Here is a 24,866-nt window from a genome sequence, read left to right as displayed (position 1 = left end):
CTAAAGTAACAAGAGTTGCCCATGAAAACTCAGCTTCTGTATCTGGAATGCTTTTAACAACTGAGTGCGTAATCACTGAAGTAAAGAGCGCTGAACCAGCTATGCGAATGGATGGTGGAATGCTAGGAATGATGTAATAGCAGCATGTTGCTAAGAGAAATTTAATATATAAACCGTTCTATTTTTGTGGAGCGTTTTTTTGTCTTTATGGTTTTGCGTAAAGAAATGTTATTAATTTATCAATATATTTAATGATATAAAATCATAGAGTAAATAAAGGTAATTTACTCCTTTAAACTTTTAATTAACTATAGACCATAAATGAAAACTGAAATTAGCAAAATTATTAAAGACGAGAATCTTAAAGGTTTAGTGACTGATATTAATGAAGTTTTTTTAGACTCATTCTTAGAAAGTGGTATAATAAAAGATATTCCAATTTTGGGATTAGTATCTAAGGTAATTAATATCGGCAATACAATTCAAGAAAGACTTTATACAAAGAAATTATTAACATTCTTAAAACAGCTTGAAGATACAAAGCCAGAAGATAGAGAAAAAGAAATTAATAAAATAGATGAAAATGAAAACTATAAAACTAAAGTAGGTGAAAAACTATTATATATTATTAATGAAACTGATGATTGTGAAAAAGCTGAATATATTGGAATTTTGTTCAAATGGTTTTTAGAACAGGAACTTGATTATGTAGATTTTATTAGATGTGTAGATTGTATTAATAAAACTAATATTATTGATTTAAATTTTTTTATTAAAGAACCTTTTATTGAAAGTTATATCAATTCCAACATTGAAAATTATTTAAATACTGGATTAATCAATCAGGAATATAAAAATCCATTAAATGAAAGTAATAAAAATAGATTAATCACTTATGAAAAAGCACAAATAAAATATAGTATTTCTAGAGCTGGAATCTATATTAGAAAATATTTAAAATAAATAATCCACAATTTCATAAACTTCTGAAAGCAAATTACCTATAAGTTTTAATATTATCTATGAATTTATCTGACAATATTTTAAATAATTTACAAAACCTCAAAAGCAAATGTTTTTTATGTTTTTGTACTTTAGACAAATCCAATTCTTCAAAGGAACATGTAATACCTAAATGGTTATTTAAAAAATTTAATCACAATGATGATGGAATCAAACTTGGAAACCATACAAATTTAAGATATAAGCAACTTACAATCCCAGCGTGTAAGAATTGTAATAATTCTATACTGAGCCAAATTGAGGAAGCTTTCATTTCAATTTTAGATAATTCTTTTAAAAATTTATCGCTAGCAGAAGAATTAATAATTGCCCAATGGACATTGAAAATAATGCTTGGTACTATTTTGAAAGAAATGTCACTTGAAAAAGACATTAAAAAAGTAGGTGAAAAAATACTTTCATTTGATCAAGTTAAAGAATTATTACCCCTATTTATTTTACTTCATTCTATTTTCTATGAAACTGAATTAAAAAATAGAAAACCTTGGTCTTTGTTTATAACAAGTTTTGAAACTGAAAATTATGATTATCACTCACACTCATTTTTTAAAACAGCGAGTTTTAAATTCGGAAAAATAGGGTTCATTATAACATTTGATGATAGTTCATTTTATCAAATAGCTGCTCAAAATTTTGAATTTAATAAATTAAGTGATATGCGATTTATTGAATTAACATATACTTTTTTTGCTCTAAGAAATTCCGAGACTAAAATTCTAATATCGAAAAAAGAATTGATTGCTAATAAATTAATAATTTCAAGTAAAAAACACTATCACAAACCAAAAATAACCTATAATACAAAGTATAAAAATACACTAAATTATTTGTTAAATGTTCACAAAATGAGATTTAACAAATAAATTCTAAATCTCCGCTGCTCAAAGTTTTCCGACTTTGACCCAATAAACTAAGCTCCGAAGCCTTCAGACTTCGGAGATTGGTTTTTATTCTATTTTAAAATCAAACAATTCTTGAGGATGAACCTCTAAACCTTTAGCTAGTTCCTGTATTGTTGAAATCCTTAAATCAACTTCCCCTTTTTCAATTTTACTGATATTACTATGGTCTACGTCACATTTTTGAGCTAACTCCCGATAGCTTAATCCCATCTTCTTTCTAAATTTTTCAACCCTTTTTCCAAAAGCTATTCGAAATTCAATTTTATCCATTCTAAATACCATTATCAAAGCAATTTGGAAAGTTTACAATAAAAAAATGTAGTTGAATTAACCCACAATTCAAAAATTATATTATATTTGTACAATTAGCTACAATAAGTGTAGCTTTGCGATACTTCAAAGAAATATAGAAGCTATTGCTTAGAATCTCGACTTGAAAACTGGTAATTTAAAAGTACACGAGAGGATAAGTAAAAGGCTCACGACCTAGGCGTGAGCTCTCTTATCTGTGTACAGGTATACCAGTACCTCAAGTCGGATATTGTAGAGTCTCATGCCGTTTTATTTTCATGCTGTTCTGCTTATCTACAATCATCTTTTTCTAAGCCTTCTTTACCACATAAAGTATCATGATACAGTACAATGGGGTGTACAATCCATTGCGGCTTCCAGGCTTTTAGAAAAACACAAATTCTATCATATTCATTGGCTTTTATGGGCAGAAAGTTCAGAACTTCTTCCTTTATGGCCAGTAAAGTCACACAATAAAACAAAAAATTAAAACCATTAAGAAAAGTGAAGAGAATAAGGTAAGTTAAGATCCATCAAAGATGGATGAAGCAGCCCGCTGAATACAAAGCTTCAGCTATGATCTTAATGATTCTTAATCCCTTAAAAATTCTTAATGGTTCAAAAAATTGTACACCAATTAATCATTTAAAAATCACTAAAAAAATACAAACTCATGAAAAAAAACAGAACAGACTTTCAGTCCCGGCTTGGGAAAGGCCACAAAAAATACTACGGCTTACAGCTGATGGAAACCTATTTTCAGATCAATGACCTTACAGCATCCAAAGAACAGCTAAACAACATTATGAATTATGCTCTCAAACGAAACAGCCGGATACAAGAAGATCCGTCCGTCATTCTTCATTTTTATCAGGCGATGCGGTCATTCATCCGTGCAGGTTATTTCATAGCGATGAAGGAAAAGAAAGTGTTAATCAATACTCCATTGGAAGAAGTCTCCCCATTAGTTCTTGGCCTGCTTTCTGAGAAAGAATACCAAAACCCTCTGCTGGTCTTCAAAAAAGCATTCAAAGAATACAGCATACAGGAGTTTGATTATTTTATATCCGGGATGGCCTATTTCTCACTTGGCGTATACAGCAATCTCCCGGAAAGGAATATGATAAACCCGTATATTCATCTGATCAAAATGCTGGATGCAGCGTATCTTCTTCTGGAAAGAAGAAAGAATAAATAAAATGAAAATTCCGGGCTCAAACAACATTATCATCATAGTATATAATTGATATTGGTACAATATGTAAATTTGGACCTTACTAAACTCTCAATATACTGTTATCAAAATGAAATTAAACATTAAACTTTTTTCCATCTTTATTCTTTTTCTGGTTTCAACCTCTTCTTTTGCACAAAAGAAGACTCCTTTCCAAATCAATGGAGAATTATTTGAAGTTCCCGGAAAATGGGAATATAAAGATCAACTGAAACAATCTGGACAGTTTCGCTTAAGCAATAAAGACGAAAAAATAAGTTTATTGATTTCAGTAAGAAAACCTGAAAAATTTGAATTTTATAAAGAAGGTTTAACCGAAAAAGAATTGCTGAATGCATTTTATAAATGGGAATATGATTACTGGGCCTCTTCAACCGGAGTGAAAGCCGAAGTTTCCGAAGTAAAGCGAAACGAAGAAAAAAATTATATTATCTGGAAAATTATCATAAAAAATATGCCCCAAAATGATAATAAGGACCGTACTTCCTATTTGCTGTATGCCGTGAGAAACAACAATCTGATCTCATTCAATTTAACAAATAATACCGATAAGAAGACACCATTAACTGAAGCAGAATCAGTGGAACTTCTTGAACAAAGTTATTTGAAATAAAAACAAAACTAATAACCACCCCTCATGAAACTCTATACTTTCATAGCAATATTATTCTTGCTGTCCTTCAGTTGTGCAAAAAAAGACCAATACAGTGTTGGCCAGCAATGGAACTACAAAACCCGTCCTACCGAAAAAAGTTCTACCCTTACCATATTAAAGATTGAGGAATACCCTGAAACCGGAAAAGTGATTCATATTTCCATCAGTAGTTTGAAAATTAAAAACCCTGCCAGTCCTACGGGTTTTGCAGAATATTTCAGCCATATTCCTATATCAGAAGAAGCTTTGGACAAAAGTGTCACCACTCTGAAAAGTGAAACCGGCAAAAAACCAGATTCCCTTGAAATGGACGGATATTCTTACTGGAAAAGAGAATTCGATAAAGGAGATGCCGGGATATTTACCATTCCCGTTTCTGAGATTATAAGCTCCATGGAAAAATCTATTGTTGCAGGGGATTACAAGAAATAAAATTCAACACTTCACCAATTCTTTTTGCCAGCTATACATCACGATAATATATTCTAATGAAATCAAGAATTCTTTTTCTCTTTATTATATTAATATTTTACAGTTGTTCAGGAAATAAATATAGTAATGTTCCTGTCCGGGATGAAATTGATTTTTCCTTTAAAAAGTTCTCTGAAATTAAAAAAGAAGAAATAGATAAAAAATCAAAAGATATCTCCCTCGGCTATTTTTGGGGAATTGGGGATCATATCAACGAAACGAAAACAACTTCATTCTTAAAGTAGATTATTTTTTCACCAAAGATGGGCAAATCAAATTCACGTCTTATGAATGGAATGAAAATGAAAAAATTGAAACTTCGAATGAAATGTTTAACGAAAAATTCCACGAAATAAAAAAATATATAACTGAAAATCTTGGAAAACCCTACCTTGAAGTATATGAAGATTTAGAAAAGTCTAAAGAAGAAATGGCAAGGGATGATATTAAATGGCAAAGTAAAAATTTGAGTGCCTATTTATTACGTTTCAGAGGAAAAGGTGGATTCAATCAGATACGGCTGGCAATTTATTGTAATTAAAATACTTTATTGAATGAAAACTGATTTTTATGATTTTTATGTTTCGGGGAATAAACAACTTTTTGCCCACTGTGATTATGACCGTGAAGGCGAAGCAAATTATTATGACTATATTTCAATAAGCGGTCCCAATTATAATAAATACAGATGATCACCTTTCAACTTTGGTTCAGACCTGGCCCTGGTTGAAAGATTGCAGAAAGCATTTGCAACATTGGTTGAATACAATTCAACAAAAAAAGGCGCTGATGAAAAATTTTAGTGCCAGATATAAAAATCTTATCCTCTCCGGCCTATGCAACTCTCAGGATTTGTAAAAATAAAACTACCCTCACAGGGGTGATTTTGATTTTATAGTTACATAAAAATCCACAGCTTTATTCAAAAACATTATGGTAATTTGTAGATTTGGTAACAAAAACTAAAACCATTCTCATGAGAAACGCAATGTCAATAACCGCTTTATTCTGCTCAGCATTTTTATACACCCAAAATCTTTCAGATACAACCGACCAACTTATCGATAAAATGTGTTTAGATCTTAAAGACAATGAATCGCTTAATGATTCATTAAAAATAGAAAGTATCAACCAGAAATTTATTCTCCCATATCTGGCTCAGTTTACGGATTCAGAACGTCAGGATAAATTTGATCAGATATATTTCAGATTACAAAATAGATGTCAGTCCTTCAGGGATTATTTACAGAAAAACGATCCACCCAAGACTGATGATTGGGTAAGACTGAATGAACACCCAGCCATTACAGTATCTGAAAATGAAATCAATCTTTTCAAAAAAAATACCACTTTCCACTACTTTGAGTATGGAGGTGAAAAAACAACTGTACAAACAGACAAAAGTTTTTGGAAAGAAAGTTTTGCTGATGGATCATATTCAAAATTATTTTACAAGTGGATTGATAAAAATAGATTTGAGTTAGAGTTTATTGAAAGCAATAATAACGGAAGAAAGAATTTCAGCAAAAAAGGAGATCGGTATATGTACCAGATCATAAACAAAGAAGATAATTTTTACTGGATCCTTGTGGAATCGCCAACCGAAATTGTCAAATTTAAATTATTCATAGAAAACTAAATCACAGCTCCTCAAAACCTCTCAACTTTGAGACAGTAAAATACAATTCCATTTTAAATATTCTTTCTCCCCTTTTTCACATTTTTTTCTTAGTTTAGTCCAGGAAAAATATTGGCAATGCCTATTAAAAACTAAATAAAATTCAGCCTGAACTTCTGTATAGCCCATACTTTTCGTCAGTATAAAACTTAACCCATGAAACAAATTCTATTGCTTTTATCTGCTATGTTATGTCTGATCAATATTTCAGCACAGCAAAATCAAACAGATTACTTTTTAGGAAACAGAACCTATTGCAAAAAACCGGACACTGAAAGATTTAATAAAATATATCCTCTTGGAATAAAATCTGTGCAGCAAAATTTATATCTCGGAGCCGCTTTCAAAATCTTTTCAGAAGTAATAGAAACTGACAACTCTTTTTGTGATGCCTATTTCTGGGCGGGATACACTTTAAGATTAAGTAATATGGAAAATGATGCTGTAATTTTCTACCATGCTGCAGACAGTCTTGCCCAAAACAAATCAATAGAATTTAAGCAAAATCTTGCTTCTCTTGCTATGAAAGTAGGGAGAATGAGTTTTTCAAGAAGAAAATTCAAGGAAATGACAGAATATTTTCCTGAAAGTCCTGAAGGATATTATGGCATCGGGCTCACTTCTTTATTTATAGAAGATTATAAAAATGGTCTTGACAATATAAATATTGCTGAAAGTAAATATAACATTCCCAACAAAGATACCCAATGCCTCAAAGCGGTATTGTTAACTCTCAATGAAAAATATGAAGAGGCTATTCCGTATTTTGAAAAAGTAGAATCAAACTTTAAGAAAGATGATACATTTAATGGGTCCTACGCATTGTGCCTGCAAGAGGTCGGAATAAAAAATTCTGATGAAAAGCTGATGAAAAAATCTAAAAAATATTATGAGAAGGTAAAAAACAAAGATGGACTACCTGCTGCAATAAAAAACATTCTGAAAAAATAAATAAAAATAGTCTCCGTTCCGCAAAGTCTCCTGACTTTGTGTCTTGAAACAAAACAAATACACTTCCAAAACCTCTTGACTCAATGTTTGGAAACCATCTAAAAACAAGTATTGTGAAGGCACAGTCTAATTGCAATTTGGAAATATAAAATGGCCTGAAGATGAAACGGACAACTAGTGCAAAAACTAAATTTTAATATCGGTGAAAAAACAATTATTACTATTTATATTCTTCATTATTCTTACGAGCTCAAAATTGTACTCACAGCTTGATAAAAATGGAAATCCAATATTTAATAGTGAGAAAATAGAAAAAAATATTATAAAGGAAAAAATCACTGGAAACCATACTAATGAAAATACCAATATTGAAGAATATATTAAAACAGAATCCAGAGGAGGAAAATTAGACTTTAGAAATACAGTAGAAAAAAACAATGGAGCTTTCATTAACTTTGAGGGAGTTATCTATAACCAAAAAGACTTTACTATATTGATGTGGGGTGCAGCCGTTAAAAAAATGGGTATAAAAGATCTTAACAAAGCGCAGCAACTTTGGCAAGAAATTAATGAAAGAAACTTAACAGAACCGGAATTAAAAGCCCTACAAAAAGGTTTTGAAACAAAACTTTAATTAATATTTCCGTTGTTAATTATATGAAGGCATACTGATTTTGGGGAAAGTAGAAACAAAGACTAAAGACAGCCATGAAAAAGACTATTTTACGATTAACATTTATATTGACGACATCATTATGTTTTGGACAAAAAGAATACTTAGATCCTACAGAAGATGTTAAACAATATAAAGGGGTTTTAAAGGAATACTATGATAATCTGTTTCCGAAACTTCATCAGGGCTTTTCAAAGAAGCCTTATGCACGCTACACTTCAATACCTTCATTTTCTGATGAATATGCTTTTTCAATTGAAACAGTAAATAACAGACATTACATTATATCCAATCATTTTTCAGAAAACTTCTGGTATGCAAAAAGACGTAATAAAGTAAAACTGATCAGTAATACAACAGAAATTGACAATATACTTTATTCTAAAATCGGAAAATTATTTCAAATTATTACCCAGCAAACGAAAAAACCGGAAAAAGAAAAAAGGGGATTTGACGGAACAATTTTTTATTTTGCAACAACTGACACAACCGGGCAAATAAAGAACGGTGAAACCTGGTCGCCTAATGACAACACCCTTTTAGGCAGACTTGTTAAAGTTTGTGATCAATTATTTCAATGAATAGGGATCAGAAAATTGACCCAACAGAAATTTTAAAGGAAATTGAAATGTTACTTGAAGAATTTAAGAAATAAAAAAATATTTAACAGTTAAAGTTTACTATTTTTCTTCAGCTCTACCAAGTCTCCGCATTTTTACCATTACAATAAATAATGCTAAACAGGAAGACTCCATATACATATAAAAGACCGCAGATAAATTAATACAAAAAATATATGAAACCTTTCCTGTTATTATTTTCCTGTATAATAATATTAAACTGTTCCGTTGAAAAAGTGGGAAATAAATACTCAGATAACGATCTGATTATTGAAAAGATTATTGATTCCAATCATTTTAAAGCAAAAAAAACAGATCCAACCCGGAATAAAATTTCCAGCACTTTAATAAAAGTTGAAACAAATTTCAATTTTATGGATGAAAATGATTTTGAAAAATATTTTTTACCCATAGGAGCAGAGGGAAAACGTGATTCTACTGCAAAAAAATTCCTGTTTAAAGAAGACCATAAAGATTTTGTATCACAATACAACGAAAACAAGGCTACCGAAATAAGTAAAACCATAAAGAAAAAATATCGAAATTTAAAATTATCTGAAATTAAACATGACCAAGAAAAATATGCTATTTATGAATATTTAGAATTCTCAAAGGTCTTTTTCTCTCATGACAGACAAACTGCTTATATTGAAGTAAATTATTATGCAGGAATTTATGGGGATGGAACGGGTTATATACTTCAGAAAAATAATGGAGCCTGGGAAATTGTCCAAAGAATTAATATATGGATAACCTAACATTATTAAAAATATTCTTTTACGAAGGATTATAACTCTAACAATCAAATTTATATTAATTTCAAAACCAAAAACTAAATTTCAGCATATGAAAGCAAAATTATTACTCTTTTCATTTTTTGGTTCATTGCTAACCCATGCACAAACGCTTCAATTTAAAAATCTGGCGAATATGTCTGTAGGCAGAGGGGCTATAACCAGTGTTATCGTGGATGATAATATCTATGTGAGCAACGGCTATCAGGAAAGCGGAGGTATGGCCAATTATATTGAAAAATACAATATTACAGACAACAAATGGAGTCTTCTCAATGTTACTATCAGTCCTAAAAAATTTGCTAATTCGGAGACGTATGATAATAAAATCTATATTTTTAACGGTTGGGGAAACAGCCATCTTGAAATTGTAGATCTTGCAACCCAGAAAGTAACGAAGGGAGCTGTGAACCATTCCTATACAGGAAATGCAGGTTCTGCCATCCATAACGGAAAAATATATGTGTTTGGCGGCAGCGGACTTAACGGCGCTGCCACTACTTCCTTTTCCAACAGGTTCCAATATTATGATATTTCTTCCAATACATGGCATCCATTACCGGATATGCCTACTGCCAGAGAAGCAAAGGGCAAGATTGTAAATGATAAGCTGTATGTCATTGGTGGCTTTAACGGTACTTCATCCCGCCTGATCAATATTTTCGATCTCAACACCAATCGCTGGACCGATCAGATTACAATGCCAGCTGGCATATCAGGACATTCATTAGCCGTATCCGGTAATAAGATTTTTATTGCAGGAGGTTATAATAATCAGACTTTTCTGGCCTATTTCGATACTACAACCAATAAATTCCATCAGCTAACATCCAATATGATTCCCAGAAGGCACGCTGCTGCGGAAGTATACAATGATAAATTATACATCATCGGCGGAAGTACAACTTCTGTAACCAAATCAGCTATTAAAAGCTTACAGGCAGCTGATATTTCTGAGAATGCACTCTCTTCAAATACAGCTGGGGAAGACCGTGAGACTAAAACAAGAGTCTATACCAATGCATCCAGAGACGGTTTTATCATCAGCAATAAAAATAACAGTAATCAATTCGAATTTACCGTTTATTCTACAGATGGAGAGGTAATCAGCAGGGGCTTTGCCTATTATAACAGAAATATAGATTTATCAAAAGTACAAAGAGGAACTTATATTTTTAGTTTTAAAGATGAGAAAGGGGTTTTGCAGCAGATTAAAATTGTACTATAATTTCATTAATAACTTTGATGATACATTTGCGGATCGATAAAATTAAAGAGAAATGGACCAGTGAAAACATAAAACTTAGTCCACCTGCAACACCTGAGTCCATTAAAGAAGCTGAAGAAATTCTCGGGTTTCAGTTTCCGGATGATTGTAAACAATTTTATTTAAGACTGGATGGATTTGCAGATTGGGACTGGACACAAAATATGTATTCTATCTGGCCACTAGAAAGAATTCTGAAAGAATATCATAATGAAAATAATAAAAGTTTCATTGTATTTGCGGATTATCTGATCAATTCACATCATATGGGTTTTGTAAAAGGAAAAAAAGGAGTATTCAAAAATTTTAATGAAAACTATGAGTTAATTGCAGAGACTTTTACTGAAGCGATCCTTCTTATCATTTCTGACTCCGATATTTTATATTGATGTATTTCCTCTTATAGATAAGGATTCCCGTAAGGCAATCCCTTTCATCCGTTTTATTTTTGGCTTTCAATTTTGATTATTAAAATAAAACAATGAAAAAATCAGCCGTATTATTTACACTCCTAATTTTCGGAGTGTACTACACTCAGAATGCACCAAAATTTCAAAATGATACCCTCACAACGTCAACTGGTTTTAAAATATATGAAAATTTAGATCTAAAAATAGGGACAGGTTCTATGAATGACGGAGATTTTAAATTCATCAGAACCAATGCTTCTTCATTATTCAACTATTATTCAACGACGGGATATCAGGGATTAGCTAATCAAGCCAATTCTTTCAGAAGAAGTAACTCCGGACTGATATTCAAAGTAAAAAAAATTATGCCGAGAGGCAGCAAGAAAAATGGTTTTGTCTACTATGCTAAAATTGGAAGTGGTCTCATGAACTATGAAATTGACATTGAAAATGCAATCAGATCAGGTGAGCTTATTGTTCCTGATGAATTTCTGCCCAAAGATAAATCCCAACGTCTTAATCAGGAAACGAAATATGACAGGCTGAAAAAAATTAAAGAACTTAAAGATTCAGGCGTACTGTCTGAAGATGAGTTCCAAAAGGAGAAAGATAAAATAATGTCTGAAAAATAGATTCCATTCTAACCGCCCTGCTTTCCGAGCGGTTTAATTTTTTGAATCTGATATCATCATATCATCAATTTATTATAATATTTATGTGTAGCTTTGAAAGCTAATAACCATAATATGGCTGCTCAGGAACTTAAAACATTACTCATCGAAAGAGTTAAAACATTTGATCTAAAAAGGATTGCATTTGATACTCTTCATAAAATACTTTCAGAAGATCCTGAAGAGCTTATAGGGGGCTTTGAGCCTGGGGAAATCACCTTTCTTTTTGATGGATATCAATGCCTGATTGAACAGCGATACAGCGAGCCTGTTATCCGGGCAAGAATAGGCCTGTATGTGGAAAACGAAATATATCTTAAAAACCTAGAACCCATCGGGTATTATGATCTTGAAATAGATTTTGATGGCGAAATAGTGGACGACTGCTTTGTGATAGAAAAGGAAAAATATCTGAAAGACATTGAAATTACCTCCTATTTTCAGGAGATGAACAGAAAGATGCCTTCTCAATATCTAAGAGAAAATCAAGGTGAATACGAATTTGTTTCATACATATCCTTAATTGGAACCCTGTTCATCAGCAAAGAATTCGAAAGTGCTGGAGTACTCGTCAACCAAGCAAACACTTATCTCAAAAATAAGGGTAATCCTCTACCTGACAAAGATTATTTAAAAGAATGCAGATATTTTCTTAAAATGATGAGTAATTATCTGATAGAAAATAACCTGATCTCTAAAGGATTGAAAGAAAGATTAGAAGATAATAAAAATAATATTTAATAATATCATAAACTATAAAATATGATGGTTAAAATGAATTTAAGTTTAGTACTGCTAAAAGAGTTTTTTCTTCTATGAAATAAGATTTTCTATTTAAGCCAACAAATTAAGTACTTTATACAGTCCAATTATTACATATGGAAATTAAAGCCACTCTAGAAAAGTATAAAACCATAGGTAACCTATTGGCTCATGATTATGAGCAGGAGAATAAAGCACTATCTGAATTCAAAACAAATAATCAAAATTTATCAGAACAACAAACAGCCGAATTAATAAATATTCTCCAAAATAATTCTGAAATATCAGACAAGTATTTTGTAGCCAGTTTACTGTATTTATATGACAATTTTAGCAAAGACCTATTTAAATCTTTACTCAAAACAGCCATAAATCATAAAGATCCCAGTTTCAACAGAATATTTCTGAGACCTTGTCTGAGAACGTTTGGCACTAAAGCTGTTGCCGATTATCTTGTTGATCAATTCAACAAAGGAGACATCATAGAACGTATAGGAATTTCGAATTTGATATATTGGCTGCATCCACAAGAAAATGGTGAAGCAGACCAATTACATCATACAATTTTAGAAAAAGCTAATAACACATCTAATTTAGTAGAACTATATCACTATAAGCTACGTTATAAAAATAAGCTAAAACACGCAAGTAATATTCCGGACAACACTGAAGATCTTATAAAAGCCATAAATGGGAACAAAGAATATGAAAAACTCATATTTAACCAGCTTGGCTGGACAAGAAATACACAAATAATCATCGAAAATAAAGGAATAAAAACTGATACTTTTTATATTCCACCGTTCACTCTAAACTCTGGAGAAATTATAGTATTGCATCTCTACAACGGATATCATTTCTACGAAACGGAAATGTTTCTCAAAGATATATTCTGTGGTAAGACAAGCCATGAAAATGTTATCATCCACAATAACATGACTTTTGCAGAGCATTTCAGAGAATCAAAGTTCAGAGACATTTTTTTTCCTGTAACTGTAGGAGAATATTTAAGAAAGAACGCAGATCCTGAAAGTCCTTATGCCACAAAAATTTATGAGACAGAATGGATCAATAAAAAAATAAAAGTCAATACCCTTCCAGGTAATCCAAGGCGTTTATTAACTTTATATGCAACTCTTTCAAAAACAAATAATATTATTTTTGATTTAGTAGGGCAAGACTTGAGTGGAGCAAAAGAAACTTATAAAATAGTTAAAGAAATAGTAAAAAAAGGAGGTTCAGCCATTTTACTCGATGGGTATGATGAGATGAAAAATGACTGTACAAAATACATTGAATTGCAATGGATAAAAACATAATCCTCACTTAATAAAAGATATGAAAAAAGCATTTGAATTTCTCACCCAGCTAAAAGAAAACAACAATCGTGAATGGTTTGCCAGACATAAATCTGAATACGATGCCATTGTAAAAGAAAATAAAGTTTTATTTACTAAGATTTATAATGAACTTCAGGAGTATGATCAGCTCAAAGGAATTCATATTTTCAGGATTTATAATGACGTACGTTTTTCCAAAAACAAAACACCCTATAAAACCAATTTTGGCGCTGGATATTCCCGTTCAAAGCCCATGCTGAGAGGCGGATATTACATTCAGCTGGAACCGGGCAACAGTTTTGTAGGAGGTGGTTTTTGGGGACCTGATGCCAAAGATTTACTTCGTATCCGCAAAGAATTCGAAATCAGCAGTACAGAAATTGAAAAAATCACCTCCGGTAAAACTTTCATAAAATATTTTGGAGAACTAAAAGGTGATTCTGTAAAAACAGCACCACGCGGTTTTGATAAAAATCACCCGGCCATAGACCTGATCAGGAAAAAGCAATTCCTGGTGATGCGGAAATTTACTGATAGAGAAGTTTTATCAGATACTTTTCAGAAAGAGGTACTTCTTACCCTGCTTGCCATGCGTCCCTTTTTTGATTATATGAGTGAAGTGCTGACCACGGATTTGAACGGTGAACCTTTATTTTAAAAAAGTCATAGATTTTACATGATGATCAAATTATGAATAATTTTTTTAGAACCTGCAGCTCTCTTACAACTGAACTGTAATTTTTATGAATATTATTTTTTATCAGAAAGCTACGTTCAGTTTAAATAAAAAAACACCCATGAAAAACAGATTCTTATTCATTTTCGTTTCTTGTATACTACTGAACTGTACCGAGAGTTCTCAAACAACAAAATCAATGGATTTTCACAGTTTTACATTTCAGGCTCCAAAAGACTGGCATCAATTGAGACTGGATGCTTATGACAGCAATGCCGGAATTATTGTTACAAAAAATCATGACTCTATTTATTATGACTACGGACCTTATTCCAATTCACTGGAACAGCTTTCGGCTCCTATTATCACAAGAAAAGACATGAACGAGCTATTAAAAGTAAATCCGGATATTGATACTACAGAATTTATTATCATCAATGCAAATGAGACTCAGGAGGATTTTATCCAAAGTAAAGTAACCTATAAAAAAATTGATGGGTATAAGGCAAAAATTCTGGAGCCCAAACAGGCTGGCAAAGGGATAACAGGTATTTATATCGATAGCTTAAAGACTGGATCTTTAGGGAAAATCCGATTCAATTTATATGGAACAAATCTGAAGAAAGAAAGCCAGACAGAACTTTTAAAAGCAATTCAGACACTACGCTTTACAAAAAAACGCAGCAATTGAGCCTGCAAAAAAAATTAATTGAGAGGCTTTAATTCTACTCATGTTTATAATATATTTAAACCCGGTCCGTTGTAAGAACGGTTTTTACTACTTACAAAAAACTCTTAACTGATGAAAAATTATATCATTATTTGCTTCTTTCTTTTTTCCTGCATGGTATGGTCTCAGGAAATAATATATCCCAAATACACTTACAAAAAAGATATAAACAGCATCAATACTATAAAAACAAATGACGTCTATTTTTTCTATCTTAAAGAAGTACAATACATTGGTCCAATTGTTAAAAATATTTCACTTGAGTATGTTGAAAATGATCGATACAATAAATTATTGGATCATAACTATAGATCTGAAAATTTTGACACTCTCAATGATGAATTTAAAAAGCGACAATATAAAGATGTCCGTATTTTTGTAGATACATCTCAAAAAACGCCATTATTTAAAACTGATATTGATAGTACAAAAATATCATATGCAGAGTATGTTGCCAAAATAGACAGTTTAAATGCTGATTTAAAGCTGTCAAAAGAAATCCCAATCATTATAAGGTACTACGATGGATTTCCCGTTACCATTTTCAATATGGAGGAAAAAGAACGCTTAATCGGTTTTGGTAATAATGTGATATTAGAACTTGAAGGATTGGATCAAAATCACCAATGGAAAAAAATATACGGTTTCAGAAAATACACATGTGGAACAGGTATTAAGTTTTTCGTTTTAAAACCAAAAGAAATAGCAACAGTGTTTGAGCCTCGATTAAGTGGTAATTTTAAAACAAAATTCAGATACAGATTGGGAAATATTCTTTCGAATGAATTTGATGGAAGCATCGATGATAAATATTTCGAGAGTAAAGATTAATTTATTCTTTTTGTTAAAAAATATATTATCTCATGAAATTCAGGGTTTTCTTACTTTCTCTTTTATTATTTTCTGTAAAAATAGCAGCCTGCAAATGCAATGGTGAACTGTCTTTACAATCGTCGTTTAAAAATGCTGATCTTGTTTTTATTGGAGAAGTATATGATGTGACAGAAGTTCCTTCAGGGTTCAAAACTGTACAAAATGTTCTCAGCAAGATCAGCATCAGCAAGATATACAAATCAAACAACGATGCAGGATATTATCAGCAGAATGCAACTCTCTTCGGATCTCCCCTGCACTCCTGCGACGTTCTCTTTACACAGAAAGGGAAGTATTTAATTTTTGCCTTTGATGAAAAAGACACCGGATTCCTTTACTCAGACCAATGCTTTATTCAAAAAAGGCTGGACCAGCTTTCCTCCAAAGAATTGAAAGAACTGGAATCTTTAAGTACTCAATATAAAAAATTATCTGAAAACTCTGGCTCTTCAGCCTATACCAATCTGATTGTTGAGGATTTTAATCCATCAGACAGAAAAATCAATGAACAGAAACTTGAAATTGCAACACTCCATCAGCTAAATAATAAGTACAGAACCATTATTTATATTTCTGTTTTTGTGGTCATCATGTTGTTGATTGCTTTAACAAGCATTATAAAACAAAAAAAACAACATTCAAATAGATAAGGAGAAAGCAATATATTTGTTCTGAAAAACAGGCCATGATTAAAAACAGTATTTCATTTTCCAACATCAAAAAGCATAATACCTTTTATTTTATCTCACTCCTGTTTCTCTTCTGCTTTGGCTGTAAAGAAAACATAAAGGAAGACGATCGTTTTGTGACCTTCCGGATAGATCCTGAAAAGCAAGATATACAGCTGTACTGGAAAAATAATAAGGGAGAAATCATGAAAAGTATAGATGTGCTGAGAAATAATGTTGAAACCCAGCATAAGAAATTAGTATTTGCTATGAACGGTGGAATGTTTGAACCGGATAACTCTCCTAAAGGCCTTTATATCGAAGATTTTAAAATCTTAAAACCTTTAGACACCTTACAAGGTACCGGCAATTTCTATTTGGAACCCAATGGGGTATTGTATTTAACCCAAAACAATAGCGCCTGTATTATAGAAACTAGACAATACCAACATAATAAAAACATCAGGTTTGCTACACAATCGGGTCCCATGCTGATAATAAACAGGAAAATCAATCCGATCTTTCAAAAAAATTCTAAAAATCTCAATATCCGGAATGGCGTAGGCATTCTGGAAAATGGAAAACTCGTTTTTGCAATGTCTAAGAAAGAAATCAGTTTTTATCATCTGGCAGAATACTTCAAAAACCTAGGTTGTAAGGAGGCTCTCTATCTCGACGGATATGTTTCAAGAACTTATTTACCAAAGAAAAACTGGATTCAGAAAGATGGTAATTTTGGGGTTATGATAGGAGTGACAGAACCATCAGAATAAAAATACCTGCCAGCTCCGTCATGAAAAAAATAAAATATCCCTATCTTTCATGTCATTTCAGAATATTCAGTATCTAACTAATCACTTATTATTAAAATGAAAAAAGTAATATTAGACCTTGCCACGACCTTAGACGGATTCATTGAAGGACCCAATGGAGAAATCAATTGGTGCATTATGGATGATGATATGGATTTTGATGGATTTCTTTCAGGGATAGATACCATTTTTTACGGGAGAGTAAGCTATGATGCATGGGGAAATTATCAGCCGGAAGAAAATGCAGGAGCAGAAGAACAAAAACTTTGGAAAGCAGTGCATTCAAAAAATAAATTTGTGTTTTCCCGTCAGAGCAGAGAAAACGAAAATGCAGTTTTTATCAATTCTGATATTGCTGAAAAAGTTTCAGAAATAAAAAATCAGGGCGGGAAAGACATCTGGCTCTATGGTGGCGCAAGTCTTATTAAAACATTCATTCAGGAAAATCTTATTGATACTTACAGAATATCTGTTCATCCCGTTGCTTTGGGACAGGGAAAACCACTTTTTGAAGATCTGAAAGAAAGATTAAATTTAAAACTGGTTAAAACTAATGTCTTCAGATCAGGTGTAGTACAGCTGATTTATGAAGTCTAGACTAAAATTGATAAGATCATGAAAGCCAGACTTACTGCTATCATTCTGTATGTACAAAACGTCCAGCTGCTTAGAAATTTCTATGTGGAAAGCTTTAATCTGAAAGTAATCGAACAAGACCCGATCTGGGTATTGCTTGATGCAGGAGGTGCTCAGATTGGATTGCATAAAATCGGAGATCAGTACCTGGGGAACATAGAAGCAGGACATCTCTTTGACAACAATACCAAGATCGTTTTTGACATTGATACCGATATTGAGTCCGCCAGAAATCAACTGATTTCAAAAAATGTTCAGATGAGGGAGATCAAAACGTTTGACAATTATCCATTCTGGCTGTGCGACGGAACTGATCCTGAAGGGAATGTGTTTCAACTGAGAAGTAAAAAATAAAACTAAGCCTCTTTTTACCATGAAAAAACGATCAGGAATCTTTTTCTTTATAATAACTTCTGGTATGGTATTCGGTCAAAGCATTTCCACAATTGAAAAAAAGCTGGACCGTTCTTTCCGGAGGATTCAATACTGGTATGATACAAGCCGCAAAAATTTTCTCACGTATGACTCTCTTTACGCTGCCAATAAAAAATTTGAAAAACTATTACATCATTATACATCATCCTATCCTCAGACTTTGAATTATGATTTCAAATTACTTACAAAAAATGGGTTATCTGTAAGTTCCTCAGAAGACGGAAAATTCAGGATTTATTCATGGAATACCCTAACCGGAGGAACGATGCGTTTCTACAGAAGTGTTTTTCAGTACGAATCCGGACAAAAAGTACAGAGTGAAATTTTAAAAAGTGATATGGAAAAAGATGCAGAGTCCAATTATTACCAGATTAATGATATCATATCGCAGCATAAAAAATATTATCTTGCTCAAAACATTTCTGTATACAGTTCAGCATTGTATTATTATAGAATAAAAGTTTTTTCCATTGAAAACGGTAAACTTAACAGTAATGCTAAACTTATAAAAACCACTTCCGGAATCCAGAATGAGCTCAGTTATGAATTGGATTTTTCAGCATCCTCTAATACAAATAATTCAATCAGTACCAAAAAACTGGAAAACCTGGATATTCAATACGACCCTAAAAAGAAAGTCATCAGTATTCCGCTGATTCTTGATAACTATAAAATTACAGATAAAAAAATCCGTTATCAGTTCAAAGGTAAATACTTTGAAAAAATATAAGCATGAAAAAGATTATTGCATTTACCTGTATTGTATTGGTGCTGACCTTTTACAACTACCCTGTTTTTGACGATAAAAAAATTACGTTTGCCATTATTTTTATTTGTCTTATTGTTCTTGCATTTTCAACAGCTAAGCTCTATTCTCCCGAAGAAAAAGACTATGACTCATTTGAAAAGCAAATGGATAAACAACATGAATATGACGGCATTTTCCAATACACAACTGATGGGTTTTACATTCAACAAAATCATAGTACAGAGTTCATAATGTGGGATCAAATTGTATCAGTATATTCATTCAGTATTCCCTCACCATTTAATGACAGACAATCCGGACTGGAAATTATTACCGATGAAAAAGCCTATGAATTCGATTATGAAGCAACCCCAGGAATTATAAAGTTAGCCGATCAGCTTTCTACTAATCTTCCCAGCTGGGAACTGGATTCATCAATGGTTAGGATGAACAATTTCGGACTTTTTAAGACAAAATTATATGAAAGAAACCTTCCATAAAGAGATCCGATTATGCCAGTTATCATTAAAATAAAAAATAAAACTAATTGGATATTGACCATTATATTAGGTATAGGTTTACTCGTACTTTCCTGTCTAATTCTGGTTATTATTCCTGTTGTAAGCATCCGGGCGGAAGGTTTCTTTTTCATTTTAAACTATATTTCATTTGCCACTCCCTTTGCAGCATTTTTTATAGTATTTCTGTATATCTGGTTATGGAATACCTTTGGAAAAACAATACTCACTATTGACCCTGAAAAAATAACAGTCCAATATAAAAACAAGCTGTTTACAAAACAAAAAACTTATCTGAAAGAAGAAATTGATCGGGTTCAGGTGAAAGATTTTCAAGTAGACAAATATAAATTTGGAGTCCGTTATCACATTTCTCTGAGTGGCTCAACCTATTCTGTTGTTCTTATACAGAAAGGCGTTGAAACTAGAATTGTAGATTGGATCACCGAAGCCAAAGCATGTGAAATAGCAGATGAAATAAAAATTCGGATTAAATGAAAAAAAAAGATCAATCAAAACACCGTATCTGTATCTCAAAAATAAAAAGAGCTACTATTAAACCCTACGATGCTTTTCAATGGACAAAGTTTTATGAAAACAACTCCTCTTTTTTCGATGAATATTCTGACATCCCAATCCAATTAAATGAAGAAGAATTGTTGATCTGCTCTACTATTATTAACTCTGAAAATTACAGCATTTTAACAACTCAGAAACTGATCACATCCGAAAACGGAATTTTAGAATCCGGTCTAATTATACATGCCGAAAATGGATTGTATGGAAACTTTAAGGGGTACGGAGAGGAGAAACTCACTTTTGGAAAAATCATTCTGGAACATGGAAAAATTGTAAAATATTTTATCGAAACAGGAAAAGCATCTATGATTATGATTCAAGGTATTAAGACATTAATTCAAATTAAATAAATCATCACCAACCTTCCATCAATACAATATTTTTTGAAACACATGTAATATTATCACACTTAAAAGTGTCTTATTTAAAAAAATTAAATGAAACCCATTATAACCTGCCTCTTTTTATTACTTGCGGCAACTCCTCTTTTCTCACAGAAAGCAAAAAAATTGGAACAATTATTCATGACTTACGACAAGGCTGGTCTGTTCAGCGGTTCTGTCCTGGTTGCTGAAAAAGGTAAAATCATTTTCGAAAAAAGCTATGGCTACAGAAATGCTCCTAAAAAAGAGAAAAATACCAATAACAGCCTCTACCGGATTTTCTCCACTACAAAAATGTTCACTGCCACCATTCTTCTTCAGCTGGAAGAACAGGGAAAATTATCTTTGAATGACAGACTCTCAAAGTATTATCCTGATTTTCCCAAAGGAGACAGTATCACACTCGCAAATCTGCTTTCCCACACTTCAGGTATCCCGAATGAAACAGGTTCAGAAAACACTGTTGATGAAAAAACATTTATACAATATATTTCTGCTAAGCCTTTCAATTTTTCGCCGGGTAAAAAATGGGATTACTCCAATTCCGGATACTATATTCTGAGTTATATTATTAAAAAAGTTACCGGTCTGAATTATGATCAGGTTATAGAAAATAATATCCTGAAACCTCTGAATATGAACCATACAGGTTTCAATTTCAATAACGTAACAGATCAAAACAAAGCATTTGGTTATGAATTTCTGTCTGATAACAGATCAAATGAGGCATTACGGTTCAAAACCGACCATCCTTTTGGTGCCGGAGCTATGTATTCTACGGTGGAAGATCTTTTTAAATTCAATGAGGCGCTCAAAAACTACACTATCCTGAAAAAAGAGACCATAGAAAAAGCTTTTACCCCTTATCTTAATGATCAGTATGGGCTGGGGTTTCAGGTTTCATCTGTTTTTGATAAAAAAACAGTAGGACACGATGGTGGCGGACCAGGTTACAGAAGCAGATATTACAGGGTTCTAGAAGATGACATCTGTCTCATCGTGATATCCAATTCAGCATTGTCACACACAGATCTCATCATCCCTAAGATTGAAAAAATATTATATAATAAGCCTTACAGCATTCCTACTCCCGCAAAAGTAAACCTTACGGCATTAAAAAAAATGGAGGGAACCTATTCTTCCGGGAACACAAATTACTATGTATCTGTTGTTGACGGGCAGATCATTTTCAGAGAAGACGGCTATTCAAGATGCTCTTTGCTGCCTGTAAGCAATACAACATTTCAACTGGATGAAAAATTTTCCTTTACATATAAACCGGATCAGAATGAAAAATTGGATACTGCCGTCATTCGTTTCCGGGACGGAACCGAGAAAACAGTTAAAAGAACCACCAATATTTCTTCATGGGGTATCGTTGGTGACGCCACCCCTAATGGCTGGGACGGAAAAGATATCCCGTTACAGGCAGATCCCAAAAATCCGGATATTTATTTCCTGAAAAATTATAAACTGAGTAAAGGTCGTTTTAAATTCAGATATAATAATGACTGGAGCTATAACTGGGGACTTAATAATGATGGTAAAAGTATGGCTCTGGATGCCTATGATTTCCTTATCGCTGAAGATGGAAGTTATGATATTGTTCTGGATATGTCCAATATCGTAAAGCCGCAATACAGCATCAAAAAATTGGATCTATAAACCGGCATTTAACAGCGAAAAATACACATTTTCAAACCGTTTTGTTTTCAGAACGGTTTTTTATTTGGAATATCCATCGATATTTTTATTATTTTTATCTCACACAAAATCAAACCACAAAATATAATCGATGCCTCATTTTATTATAGATTGTTCACAGGATATTCTTCAGCAGAGATCCCCTGACGAATTAATGGATACCGTTTATAAAGCGGCTGATGAAACAGGTCTTTTTGCCCCCAATGATATTAAAGTAAGGCTTCAGCCGTATCAGTATTACAGGCTGGGCACCGATAAGAGAAGTTTTCTGCACGTATTCGGGTATATTATGGAAGGGCGCTCTAAAGAACAAAAAGCTAACCTTTCCAGACAGATCTGCATCCGGCTTTCTGAACTCCTTGCCGATATTTCTTTTCTTTCTGTCAACATCAGTGATTTTGAAACGGCAACATACAGTAACAAAGCACTCATTCATCCTGAAAATACCGATAAAGACCGGCATTTTGGATTATAGCATCTCATTCAAACCAACTAAATATCAATAATATGAGCTTAAAAACATTAGTCAGTAAAAGTGCCCAGTACAACAATTGGGTAGTCAACAAATACATTGACTGGTTGTCCACAAAGTCCGATGAACAGCTGAATCAGGAAACTATTTCCAGCTTCCCTACAATTTTAAAAACGTTGCATCATATCTGGCAGACCCAGGAATACTGGTGGAGCCACATTGCTGAAAACAATGAATTTGATTTTGAAAAAACGGCTGCAGTACATACCAAAGAAGATATTTTCAATGCCATCAAAAACAACTCCCAAAAACTGGTCGATTACGTGGAAAGTCTATCCGAAGATGATCTGTCTAAAAATGTAAAAATAGAATCTCAATGGTTCCAGTGTGACTTTTCCAAATATGAGTATATCCAGCATGCTATTCTTCATGGAACTTACCACAGAGGACAGATTGTAACGATGGGAAGAAATATCGGGATAACAGATGCTCCCATGACCGATTTTAACTTCTGGAACATTTATAAAGATCATAAATAGGAAAAACATTTTGAGAAAGCAATATATCAGAAAGAACGATACAATATCTATAATTTTAATAACTTATCCTCTTATGTGGAAAAAAACTTTTCTTTTATTTTTTTCTCTATGCTTCTTTTTCGCATTTTCCCAGCTTGAAAAAATTCCAGCTTTTCAAGATACAGCCTTTCTGATCGAATCAAAAATCCTTAATCAACCGAGAAGTATATGGGTTCATTTACCAGAGGGATATTCCTCTTCACAAACTTATCCTGTCCTATATTTACTGGATGGTGATGCTCATTTTAAATATGTGTCTCAAATGGCTGACTATCTATCAGATTATGATCGGAACAGAATTCCTAAAATAATCGTTGTAGCCATAGTCAATGTCAACAGAGGAAAAGATTTAAATATCCGTCATAATGCAGTCAATGGAAAAGAAGACCCTTCCAGTATATCAGTCACTGATGGTGCTGGAAGGTTTTTGAAATTTCTTGATCAGGAAGTGATTCCCCAAATAAATTTACGTTTTAAAACTCAACCTTATAGAATTTTGATGGGCCATTCGCTGGCGGGTGAATTTGCTTTGTATGCCAAAAATACGCTACCAGATTTATTCCAATCTACGATTCTGATAAGTCCAGCCATTCATGATGAAAATATTCTGATAATGGCTGATTTTAATAGAATCTTGCAACAAAAAAATCTAAAAGGCAAAATGTTTGTCACCATCGGAGATGAAGATCTCCAAAAGGTTAATCTGATTACAGAACAACTTAAACAATTTTCTTCCACAACTTTTGATTGGGATTTTAAGTACTATAAAGAAGAAAATCATTTCTCAGTAACATATAAAAGCATTTTTGACGGTTTAAAATTTATTTATAAGAATTGGTTTTTTGATAATTATAGTACAGTATTAATGACTCCAAAAGAAATCCAGCTACGTTTTGATGCTCTTTCAAAAGAATTTGGATATACAATTCTTCCAACAGAAGATTTCGTTAATAATCGTGCATACAAACAACTTCGTGCAGGAAATATCAATATTGCAGTTGACTTATTTCAACAAAATGTAAAAAATCATCCAGATTCATGGAATGCTTATGACAGCCTAGGGGAAGCATACCTTAAAAAAGGAGATAAAAAATCGGCTATCAAAAATTATAAAAAGTCACTTCAATTAAATCCAGATAATGCTGATGGGAAAATAATACTGGAAAAACTTCTATCAGAAAAATAAGATTTTGTAATCATCTTTTTTCATGAAATAACAATATAACAAATTGTGGATAACTTTTCCTCACCTCATTCTTCGCTGTGGATAAACTATGGATAAGTTTTTTAAGACACTAAACCAAAAGCCATA

At 32.4% G+C, this 24,866-nt stretch carries 34 protein-coding genes; 33 read left to right on the top strand and 1 reads right to left on the bottom strand.

From position 1 onward, the window contains the following. The first annotated feature begins 321 nt into the window (after window positions 1-321). Together CRS_RS09520 and CRS_RS09515 are read left to right on the top strand one after the other, a co-directional pair. The gene (locus tag CRS_RS09520) at window positions 322-963 is read left to right on the top strand and encodes a hypothetical protein (protein WP_142723805.1); all 642 of its coding nucleotides are present in this window, start codon (window positions 322-324) and stop codon (window positions 961-963) included. A gap of 59 nt (window positions 964-1,022) precedes the next feature. Further along, window positions 1,023-1,886 carry a hypothetical protein gene (locus CRS_RS09515; RefSeq protein WP_142723804.1) on the top strand — a complete coding sequence of 288 codons (864 nt, stop codon included), beginning with the start codon at window positions 1,023-1,025 and terminating at the stop codon, window positions 1,884-1,886. Between the two features lie 84 nt (window positions 1,887-1,970). On the opposite strand, the gene CRS_RS09510 is transcribed toward CRS_RS09515, so the two are convergent. Next, a complete protein-coding gene (locus tag CRS_RS09510) occupies window positions 1,971-2,195 on the bottom strand; it encodes a helix-turn-helix domain-containing protein (RefSeq protein WP_109622130.1) in 225 nt (74 codons plus the stop codon). A gap of 694 nt (window positions 2,196-2,889) precedes the next feature. On the opposite strand from CRS_RS09510, the gene CRS_RS09505 reads away from it, so the two are divergent. The 31 genes from CRS_RS09505 (at window position 2,890) to CRS_RS09365 (ending at window position 24,740) form a co-directional block, all read left to right on the top strand. Further along, window positions 2,890-3,414: a hypothetical protein gene (locus tag CRS_RS09505; protein ID WP_142723802.1), complete on the top strand. Its 525-nt coding sequence runs from the start codon at window positions 2,890-2,892 to the stop codon at window positions 3,412-3,414. A gap of 106 nt (window positions 3,415-3,520) precedes the next feature. Then, on the top strand, window positions 3,521-4,063 hold the full coding sequence (locus tag CRS_RS09500; RefSeq protein WP_142723801.1) for a hypothetical protein: 543 nt from the start codon (window positions 3,521-3,523) through the stop codon (window positions 4,061-4,063). A gap of 24 nt (window positions 4,064-4,087) precedes the next feature. Further along, window positions 4,088-4,537, top strand: coding sequence for a hypothetical protein (locus tag CRS_RS09495; protein WP_142723800.1), 450 nt, complete (start codon window positions 4,088-4,090; stop codon window positions 4,535-4,537). A 56-nt stretch (window positions 4,538-4,593) separates the two neighbouring features. Continuing rightward, window positions 4,594-4,821 (top strand): hypothetical protein, encoded by a 228-nt coding sequence (locus CRS_RS24670; protein WP_228451221.1) that lies wholly within the window; start codon window positions 4,594-4,596, stop codon window positions 4,819-4,821. A gap of 83 nt (window positions 4,822-4,904) precedes the next feature. Beyond that, a complete protein-coding gene (locus CRS_RS24665) occupies window positions 4,905-5,117 on the top strand; it encodes a hypothetical protein (protein WP_228451219.1) in 213 nt (70 codons plus the stop codon). A 13-nt stretch (window positions 5,118-5,130) separates the two neighbouring features. Next, window positions 5,131-5,268 carry a hypothetical protein gene (locus CRS_RS24380; protein WP_172617028.1) on the top strand — a complete coding sequence of 46 codons (138 nt, stop codon included), beginning with the start codon at window positions 5,131-5,133 and terminating at the stop codon, window positions 5,266-5,268. A 284-nt stretch (window positions 5,269-5,552) separates the two neighbouring features. Further along, complete coding sequence (locus CRS_RS09485; protein WP_142723799.1) at window positions 5,553-6,215, top strand: hypothetical protein; 663 nt, start codon at window positions 5,553-5,555, stop codon at window positions 6,213-6,215. A 195-nt stretch (window positions 6,216-6,410) separates the two neighbouring features. Beyond that, window positions 6,411-7,205, top strand: coding sequence for a M48 family metallopeptidase (locus CRS_RS09480; RefSeq protein WP_142723798.1), 795 nt, complete (start codon window positions 6,411-6,413; stop codon window positions 7,203-7,205). A gap of 202 nt (window positions 7,206-7,407) precedes the next feature. Beyond that, complete coding sequence (locus CRS_RS09475) at window positions 7,408-7,839, top strand: hypothetical protein (protein WP_142723797.1); 432 nt, start codon at window positions 7,408-7,410, stop codon at window positions 7,837-7,839. Between the two features lie 74 nt (window positions 7,840-7,913). Further along, entirely contained in the window at window positions 7,914-8,459 is a 546-nt protein-coding gene (locus CRS_RS09470) for a hypothetical protein (RefSeq protein ID WP_142723796.1), read from the top strand. 413 nt (window positions 8,460-8,872) lie between these two features. Continuing rightward, window positions 8,873-9,256, top strand: coding sequence for a hypothetical protein (locus tag CRS_RS09465; RefSeq protein ID WP_142723795.1), 384 nt, complete (start codon window positions 8,873-8,875; stop codon window positions 9,254-9,256). A gap of 88 nt (window positions 9,257-9,344) precedes the next feature. Next, window positions 9,345-10,520 (top strand): T9SS C-terminal target domain-containing protein, encoded by a 1,176-nt coding sequence (locus CRS_RS09460; RefSeq protein WP_142723794.1) that lies wholly within the window; start codon window positions 9,345-9,347, stop codon window positions 10,518-10,520. Between the two features lie 17 nt (window positions 10,521-10,537). After that, the gene (locus CRS_RS09455; protein WP_142723793.1) at window positions 10,538-10,948 is read left to right on the top strand and encodes an SMI1/KNR4 family protein; all 411 of its coding nucleotides are present in this window, start codon (window positions 10,538-10,540) and stop codon (window positions 10,946-10,948) included. Between the two features lie 92 nt (window positions 10,949-11,040). Continuing rightward, window positions 11,041-11,601, top strand: coding sequence for an SHOCT domain-containing protein (locus CRS_RS09450; protein ID WP_142723792.1), 561 nt, complete (start codon window positions 11,041-11,043; stop codon window positions 11,599-11,601). Window positions 11,602-11,715: 114 nt separating this feature from the next. After that, complete coding sequence (locus CRS_RS09445) at window positions 11,716-12,381, top strand: hypothetical protein (protein ID WP_142723791.1); 666 nt, start codon at window positions 11,716-11,718, stop codon at window positions 12,379-12,381. Between the two features lie 137 nt (window positions 12,382-12,518). After that, window positions 12,519-13,721, top strand: a complete 1,203-nt coding sequence (locus tag CRS_RS09440) for a hypothetical protein (protein ID WP_142723790.1) — start codon at window positions 12,519-12,521, stop codon at window positions 13,719-13,721. Window positions 13,722-13,740: 19 nt separating this feature from the next. Continuing rightward, window positions 13,741-14,400: a DUF2461 domain-containing protein gene (locus CRS_RS09435; protein WP_142723789.1), complete on the top strand. Its 660-nt coding sequence runs from the start codon at window positions 13,741-13,743 to the stop codon at window positions 14,398-14,400. Window positions 14,401-14,617: 217 nt separating this feature from the next. After that, window positions 14,618-15,109, top strand: a complete 492-nt coding sequence (locus CRS_RS09430) for a hypothetical protein (protein ID WP_142723788.1) — start codon at window positions 14,618-14,620, stop codon at window positions 15,107-15,109. Window positions 15,110-15,220: 111 nt separating this feature from the next. Next, on the top strand, window positions 15,221-15,979 hold the full coding sequence (locus CRS_RS09425; RefSeq protein WP_142723787.1) for a hypothetical protein: 759 nt from the start codon (window positions 15,221-15,223) through the stop codon (window positions 15,977-15,979). 32 nt (window positions 15,980-16,011) lie between these two features. After that, window positions 16,012-16,671, top strand: coding sequence for a hypothetical protein (locus CRS_RS09420; RefSeq protein ID WP_142723786.1), 660 nt, complete (start codon window positions 16,012-16,014; stop codon window positions 16,669-16,671). Window positions 16,672-16,706: 35 nt separating this feature from the next. Then, a complete protein-coding gene (locus CRS_RS09415; RefSeq protein ID WP_142723785.1) occupies window positions 16,707-17,462 on the top strand; it encodes a phosphodiester glycosidase family protein in 756 nt (251 codons plus the stop codon). A gap of 96 nt (window positions 17,463-17,558) precedes the next feature. Continuing rightward, a complete protein-coding gene (locus CRS_RS09410; RefSeq protein ID WP_142723784.1) occupies window positions 17,559-18,098 on the top strand; it encodes a dihydrofolate reductase family protein in 540 nt (179 codons plus the stop codon). An 18-nt stretch (window positions 18,099-18,116) separates the two neighbouring features. Further along, complete coding sequence (locus CRS_RS09405) at window positions 18,117-18,491, top strand: VOC family protein (RefSeq protein WP_142723783.1); 375 nt, start codon at window positions 18,117-18,119, stop codon at window positions 18,489-18,491. Between the two features lie 64 nt (window positions 18,492-18,555). Continuing rightward, window positions 18,556-19,302, top strand: coding sequence for a hypothetical protein (locus tag CRS_RS09400; protein WP_142723782.1), 747 nt, complete (start codon window positions 18,556-18,558; stop codon window positions 19,300-19,302). A gap of 2 nt (window positions 19,303-19,304) precedes the next feature. Next, window positions 19,305-19,820: a hypothetical protein gene (locus CRS_RS09395; RefSeq protein ID WP_142723781.1), complete on the top strand. Its 516-nt coding sequence runs from the start codon at window positions 19,305-19,307 to the stop codon at window positions 19,818-19,820. Between the two features lie 12 nt (window positions 19,821-19,832). Continuing rightward, on the top strand, window positions 19,833-20,336 hold the full coding sequence (locus CRS_RS09390; RefSeq protein ID WP_142723780.1) for a hypothetical protein: 504 nt from the start codon (window positions 19,833-19,835) through the stop codon (window positions 20,334-20,336). Continuing rightward, window positions 20,333-20,767 (top strand): hypothetical protein, encoded by a 435-nt coding sequence (locus CRS_RS09385; RefSeq protein WP_142723779.1) that lies wholly within the window; start codon window positions 20,333-20,335, stop codon window positions 20,765-20,767. Before CRS_RS09390 ends, CRS_RS09385 begins: the two co-directional genes overlap by 4 nt. An 87-nt stretch (window positions 20,768-20,854) precedes the next feature. Further along, window positions 20,855-22,465 carry a serine hydrolase gene (locus CRS_RS09380; protein WP_142723778.1) on the top strand — a complete coding sequence of 537 codons (1,611 nt, stop codon included), beginning with the start codon at window positions 20,855-20,857 and terminating at the stop codon, window positions 22,463-22,465. Between the two features lie 130 nt (window positions 22,466-22,595). Next, window positions 22,596-22,979, top strand: coding sequence for a 5-carboxymethyl-2-hydroxymuconate Delta-isomerase (locus tag CRS_RS09375; protein ID WP_142723777.1), 384 nt, complete (start codon window positions 22,596-22,598; stop codon window positions 22,977-22,979). Between the two features lie 32 nt (window positions 22,980-23,011). Next, complete coding sequence (locus CRS_RS09370; RefSeq protein WP_142723776.1) at window positions 23,012-23,515, top strand: DinB family protein; 504 nt, start codon at window positions 23,012-23,014, stop codon at window positions 23,513-23,515. A gap of 73 nt (window positions 23,516-23,588) precedes the next feature. Beyond that, window positions 23,589-24,740, top strand: a complete 1,152-nt coding sequence (locus CRS_RS09365; RefSeq protein WP_228451217.1) for an alpha/beta hydrolase-fold protein — start codon at window positions 23,589-23,591, stop codon at window positions 24,738-24,740. The last annotated feature ends 126 nt before the right edge of the window (window positions 24,741-24,866 follow it).

Origin of the sequence: Chryseobacterium sp. ON_d1 (assembly GCF_006829085.1) — a bacterium.
Lineage (GTDB): Bacteria > Bacteroidota > Bacteroidia > Flavobacteriales > Weeksellaceae > Chryseobacterium.
This window is presented reverse-complemented; position numbering and strand designations above follow the sequence as displayed.

Excerpts from the sequence above, each read along its gene's own strand:
- CRS_RS09365 (WP_228451217.1), top strand. The coding sequence starts at position 23,589 with ATGTGGAAAAAAACTTTTCTTTTATTTTTTTCTCTATGCTTCTTTTTC.
- CRS_RS09505 (WP_142723802.1), top strand. The coding sequence starts at position 2,890 with ATGAAAAAAAACAGAACAGACTTTCAGTCCCGGCTTGGGAAAGGCCAC.
- CRS_RS24670 (WP_228451221.1), top strand. The coding sequence starts at position 4,594 with ATGAAATCAAGAATTCTTTTTCTCTTTATTATATTAATATTTTACAGT.
- CRS_RS09430 (WP_142723788.1), top strand. The coding sequence starts at position 14,618 with ATGGATTTTCACAGTTTTACATTTCAGGCTCCAAAAGACTGGCATCAA.
- CRS_RS09515 (WP_142723804.1), top strand. The coding sequence starts at position 1,023 with ATGAATTTATCTGACAATATTTTAAATAATTTACAAAACCTCAAAAGC.
- CRS_RS24665 (WP_228451219.1), top strand. The coding sequence starts at position 4,905 with ATGTTTAACGAAAAATTCCACGAAATAAAAAAATATATAACTGAAAAT.
- CRS_RS09405 (WP_142723783.1), top strand. The coding sequence starts at position 18,117 with ATGAAAGCCAGACTTACTGCTATCATTCTGTATGTACAAAACGTCCAG.
- CRS_RS09415 (WP_142723785.1), top strand. The coding sequence starts at position 16,707 with ATGATTAAAAACAGTATTTCATTTTCCAACATCAAAAAGCATAATACC.
- CRS_RS09385 (WP_142723779.1), top strand. The coding sequence starts at position 20,333 with ATGAAAAAAAAAGATCAATCAAAACACCGTATCTGTATCTCAAAAATA.
- CRS_RS09440 (WP_142723790.1), top strand. The coding sequence starts at position 12,519 with ATGGAAATTAAAGCCACTCTAGAAAAGTATAAAACCATAGGTAACCTA.
- CRS_RS09485 (WP_142723799.1), top strand. The coding sequence starts at position 5,553 with ATGAGAAACGCAATGTCAATAACCGCTTTATTCTGCTCAGCATTTTTA.
- CRS_RS09520 (WP_142723805.1), top strand. The coding sequence starts at position 322 with ATGAAAACTGAAATTAGCAAAATTATTAAAGACGAGAATCTTAAAGGT.
- CRS_RS09460 (WP_142723794.1), top strand. The coding sequence starts at position 9,345 with ATGAAAGCAAAATTATTACTCTTTTCATTTTTTGGTTCATTGCTAACC.
- CRS_RS09380 (WP_142723778.1), top strand. The coding sequence starts at position 20,855 with ATGAAACCCATTATAACCTGCCTCTTTTTATTACTTGCGGCAACTCCT.
- CRS_RS09400 (WP_142723782.1), top strand. The coding sequence starts at position 18,556 with ATGGTATTCGGTCAAAGCATTTCCACAATTGAAAAAAAGCTGGACCGT.
- CRS_RS09455 (WP_142723793.1), top strand. The coding sequence starts at position 10,538 with ATGATACATTTGCGGATCGATAAAATTAAAGAGAAATGGACCAGTGAA.
- CRS_RS09480 (WP_142723798.1), top strand. The coding sequence starts at position 6,411 with ATGAAACAAATTCTATTGCTTTTATCTGCTATGTTATGTCTGATCAAT.
- CRS_RS09390 (WP_142723780.1), top strand. The coding sequence starts at position 19,833 with ATGCCAGTTATCATTAAAATAAAAAATAAAACTAATTGGATATTGACC.
- CRS_RS09420 (WP_142723786.1), top strand. The coding sequence starts at position 16,012 with ATGAAATTCAGGGTTTTCTTACTTTCTCTTTTATTATTTTCTGTAAAA.
- CRS_RS09510 (WP_109622130.1), bottom strand. The coding sequence starts at position 2,195 with ATGGATAAAATTGAATTTCGAATAGCTTTTGGAAAAAGGGTTGAAAAA.
- CRS_RS09495 (WP_142723800.1), top strand. The coding sequence starts at position 4,088 with ATGAAACTCTATACTTTCATAGCAATATTATTCTTGCTGTCCTTCAGT.
- CRS_RS09395 (WP_142723781.1), top strand. The coding sequence starts at position 19,305 with ATGAAAAAGATTATTGCATTTACCTGTATTGTATTGGTGCTGACCTTT.
- CRS_RS09410 (WP_142723784.1), top strand. The coding sequence starts at position 17,559 with ATGAAAAAAGTAATATTAGACCTTGCCACGACCTTAGACGGATTCATT.
- CRS_RS09425 (WP_142723787.1), top strand. The coding sequence starts at position 15,221 with ATGAAAAATTATATCATTATTTGCTTCTTTCTTTTTTCCTGCATGGTA.
- CRS_RS09445 (WP_142723791.1), top strand. The coding sequence starts at position 11,716 with ATGGCTGCTCAGGAACTTAAAACATTACTCATCGAAAGAGTTAAAACA.
- CRS_RS09375 (WP_142723777.1), top strand. The coding sequence starts at position 22,596 with ATGCCTCATTTTATTATAGATTGTTCACAGGATATTCTTCAGCAGAGA.
- CRS_RS09370 (WP_142723776.1), top strand. The coding sequence starts at position 23,012 with ATGAGCTTAAAAACATTAGTCAGTAAAAGTGCCCAGTACAACAATTGG.
- CRS_RS09470 (WP_142723796.1), top strand. The coding sequence starts at position 7,914 with ATGAAAAAGACTATTTTACGATTAACATTTATATTGACGACATCATTA.
- CRS_RS09500 (WP_142723801.1), top strand. The coding sequence starts at position 3,521 with ATGAAATTAAACATTAAACTTTTTTCCATCTTTATTCTTTTTCTGGTT.
- CRS_RS09435 (WP_142723789.1), top strand. The coding sequence starts at position 13,741 with ATGAAAAAAGCATTTGAATTTCTCACCCAGCTAAAAGAAAACAACAAT.
- CRS_RS24380 (WP_172617028.1), top strand. The coding sequence starts at position 5,131 with ATGAAAACTGATTTTTATGATTTTTATGTTTCGGGGAATAAACAACTT.
- CRS_RS09450 (WP_142723792.1), top strand. The coding sequence starts at position 11,041 with ATGAAAAAATCAGCCGTATTATTTACACTCCTAATTTTCGGAGTGTAC.
- CRS_RS09465 (WP_142723795.1), top strand. The coding sequence starts at position 8,873 with ATGGATGAAAATGATTTTGAAAAATATTTTTTACCCATAGGAGCAGAG.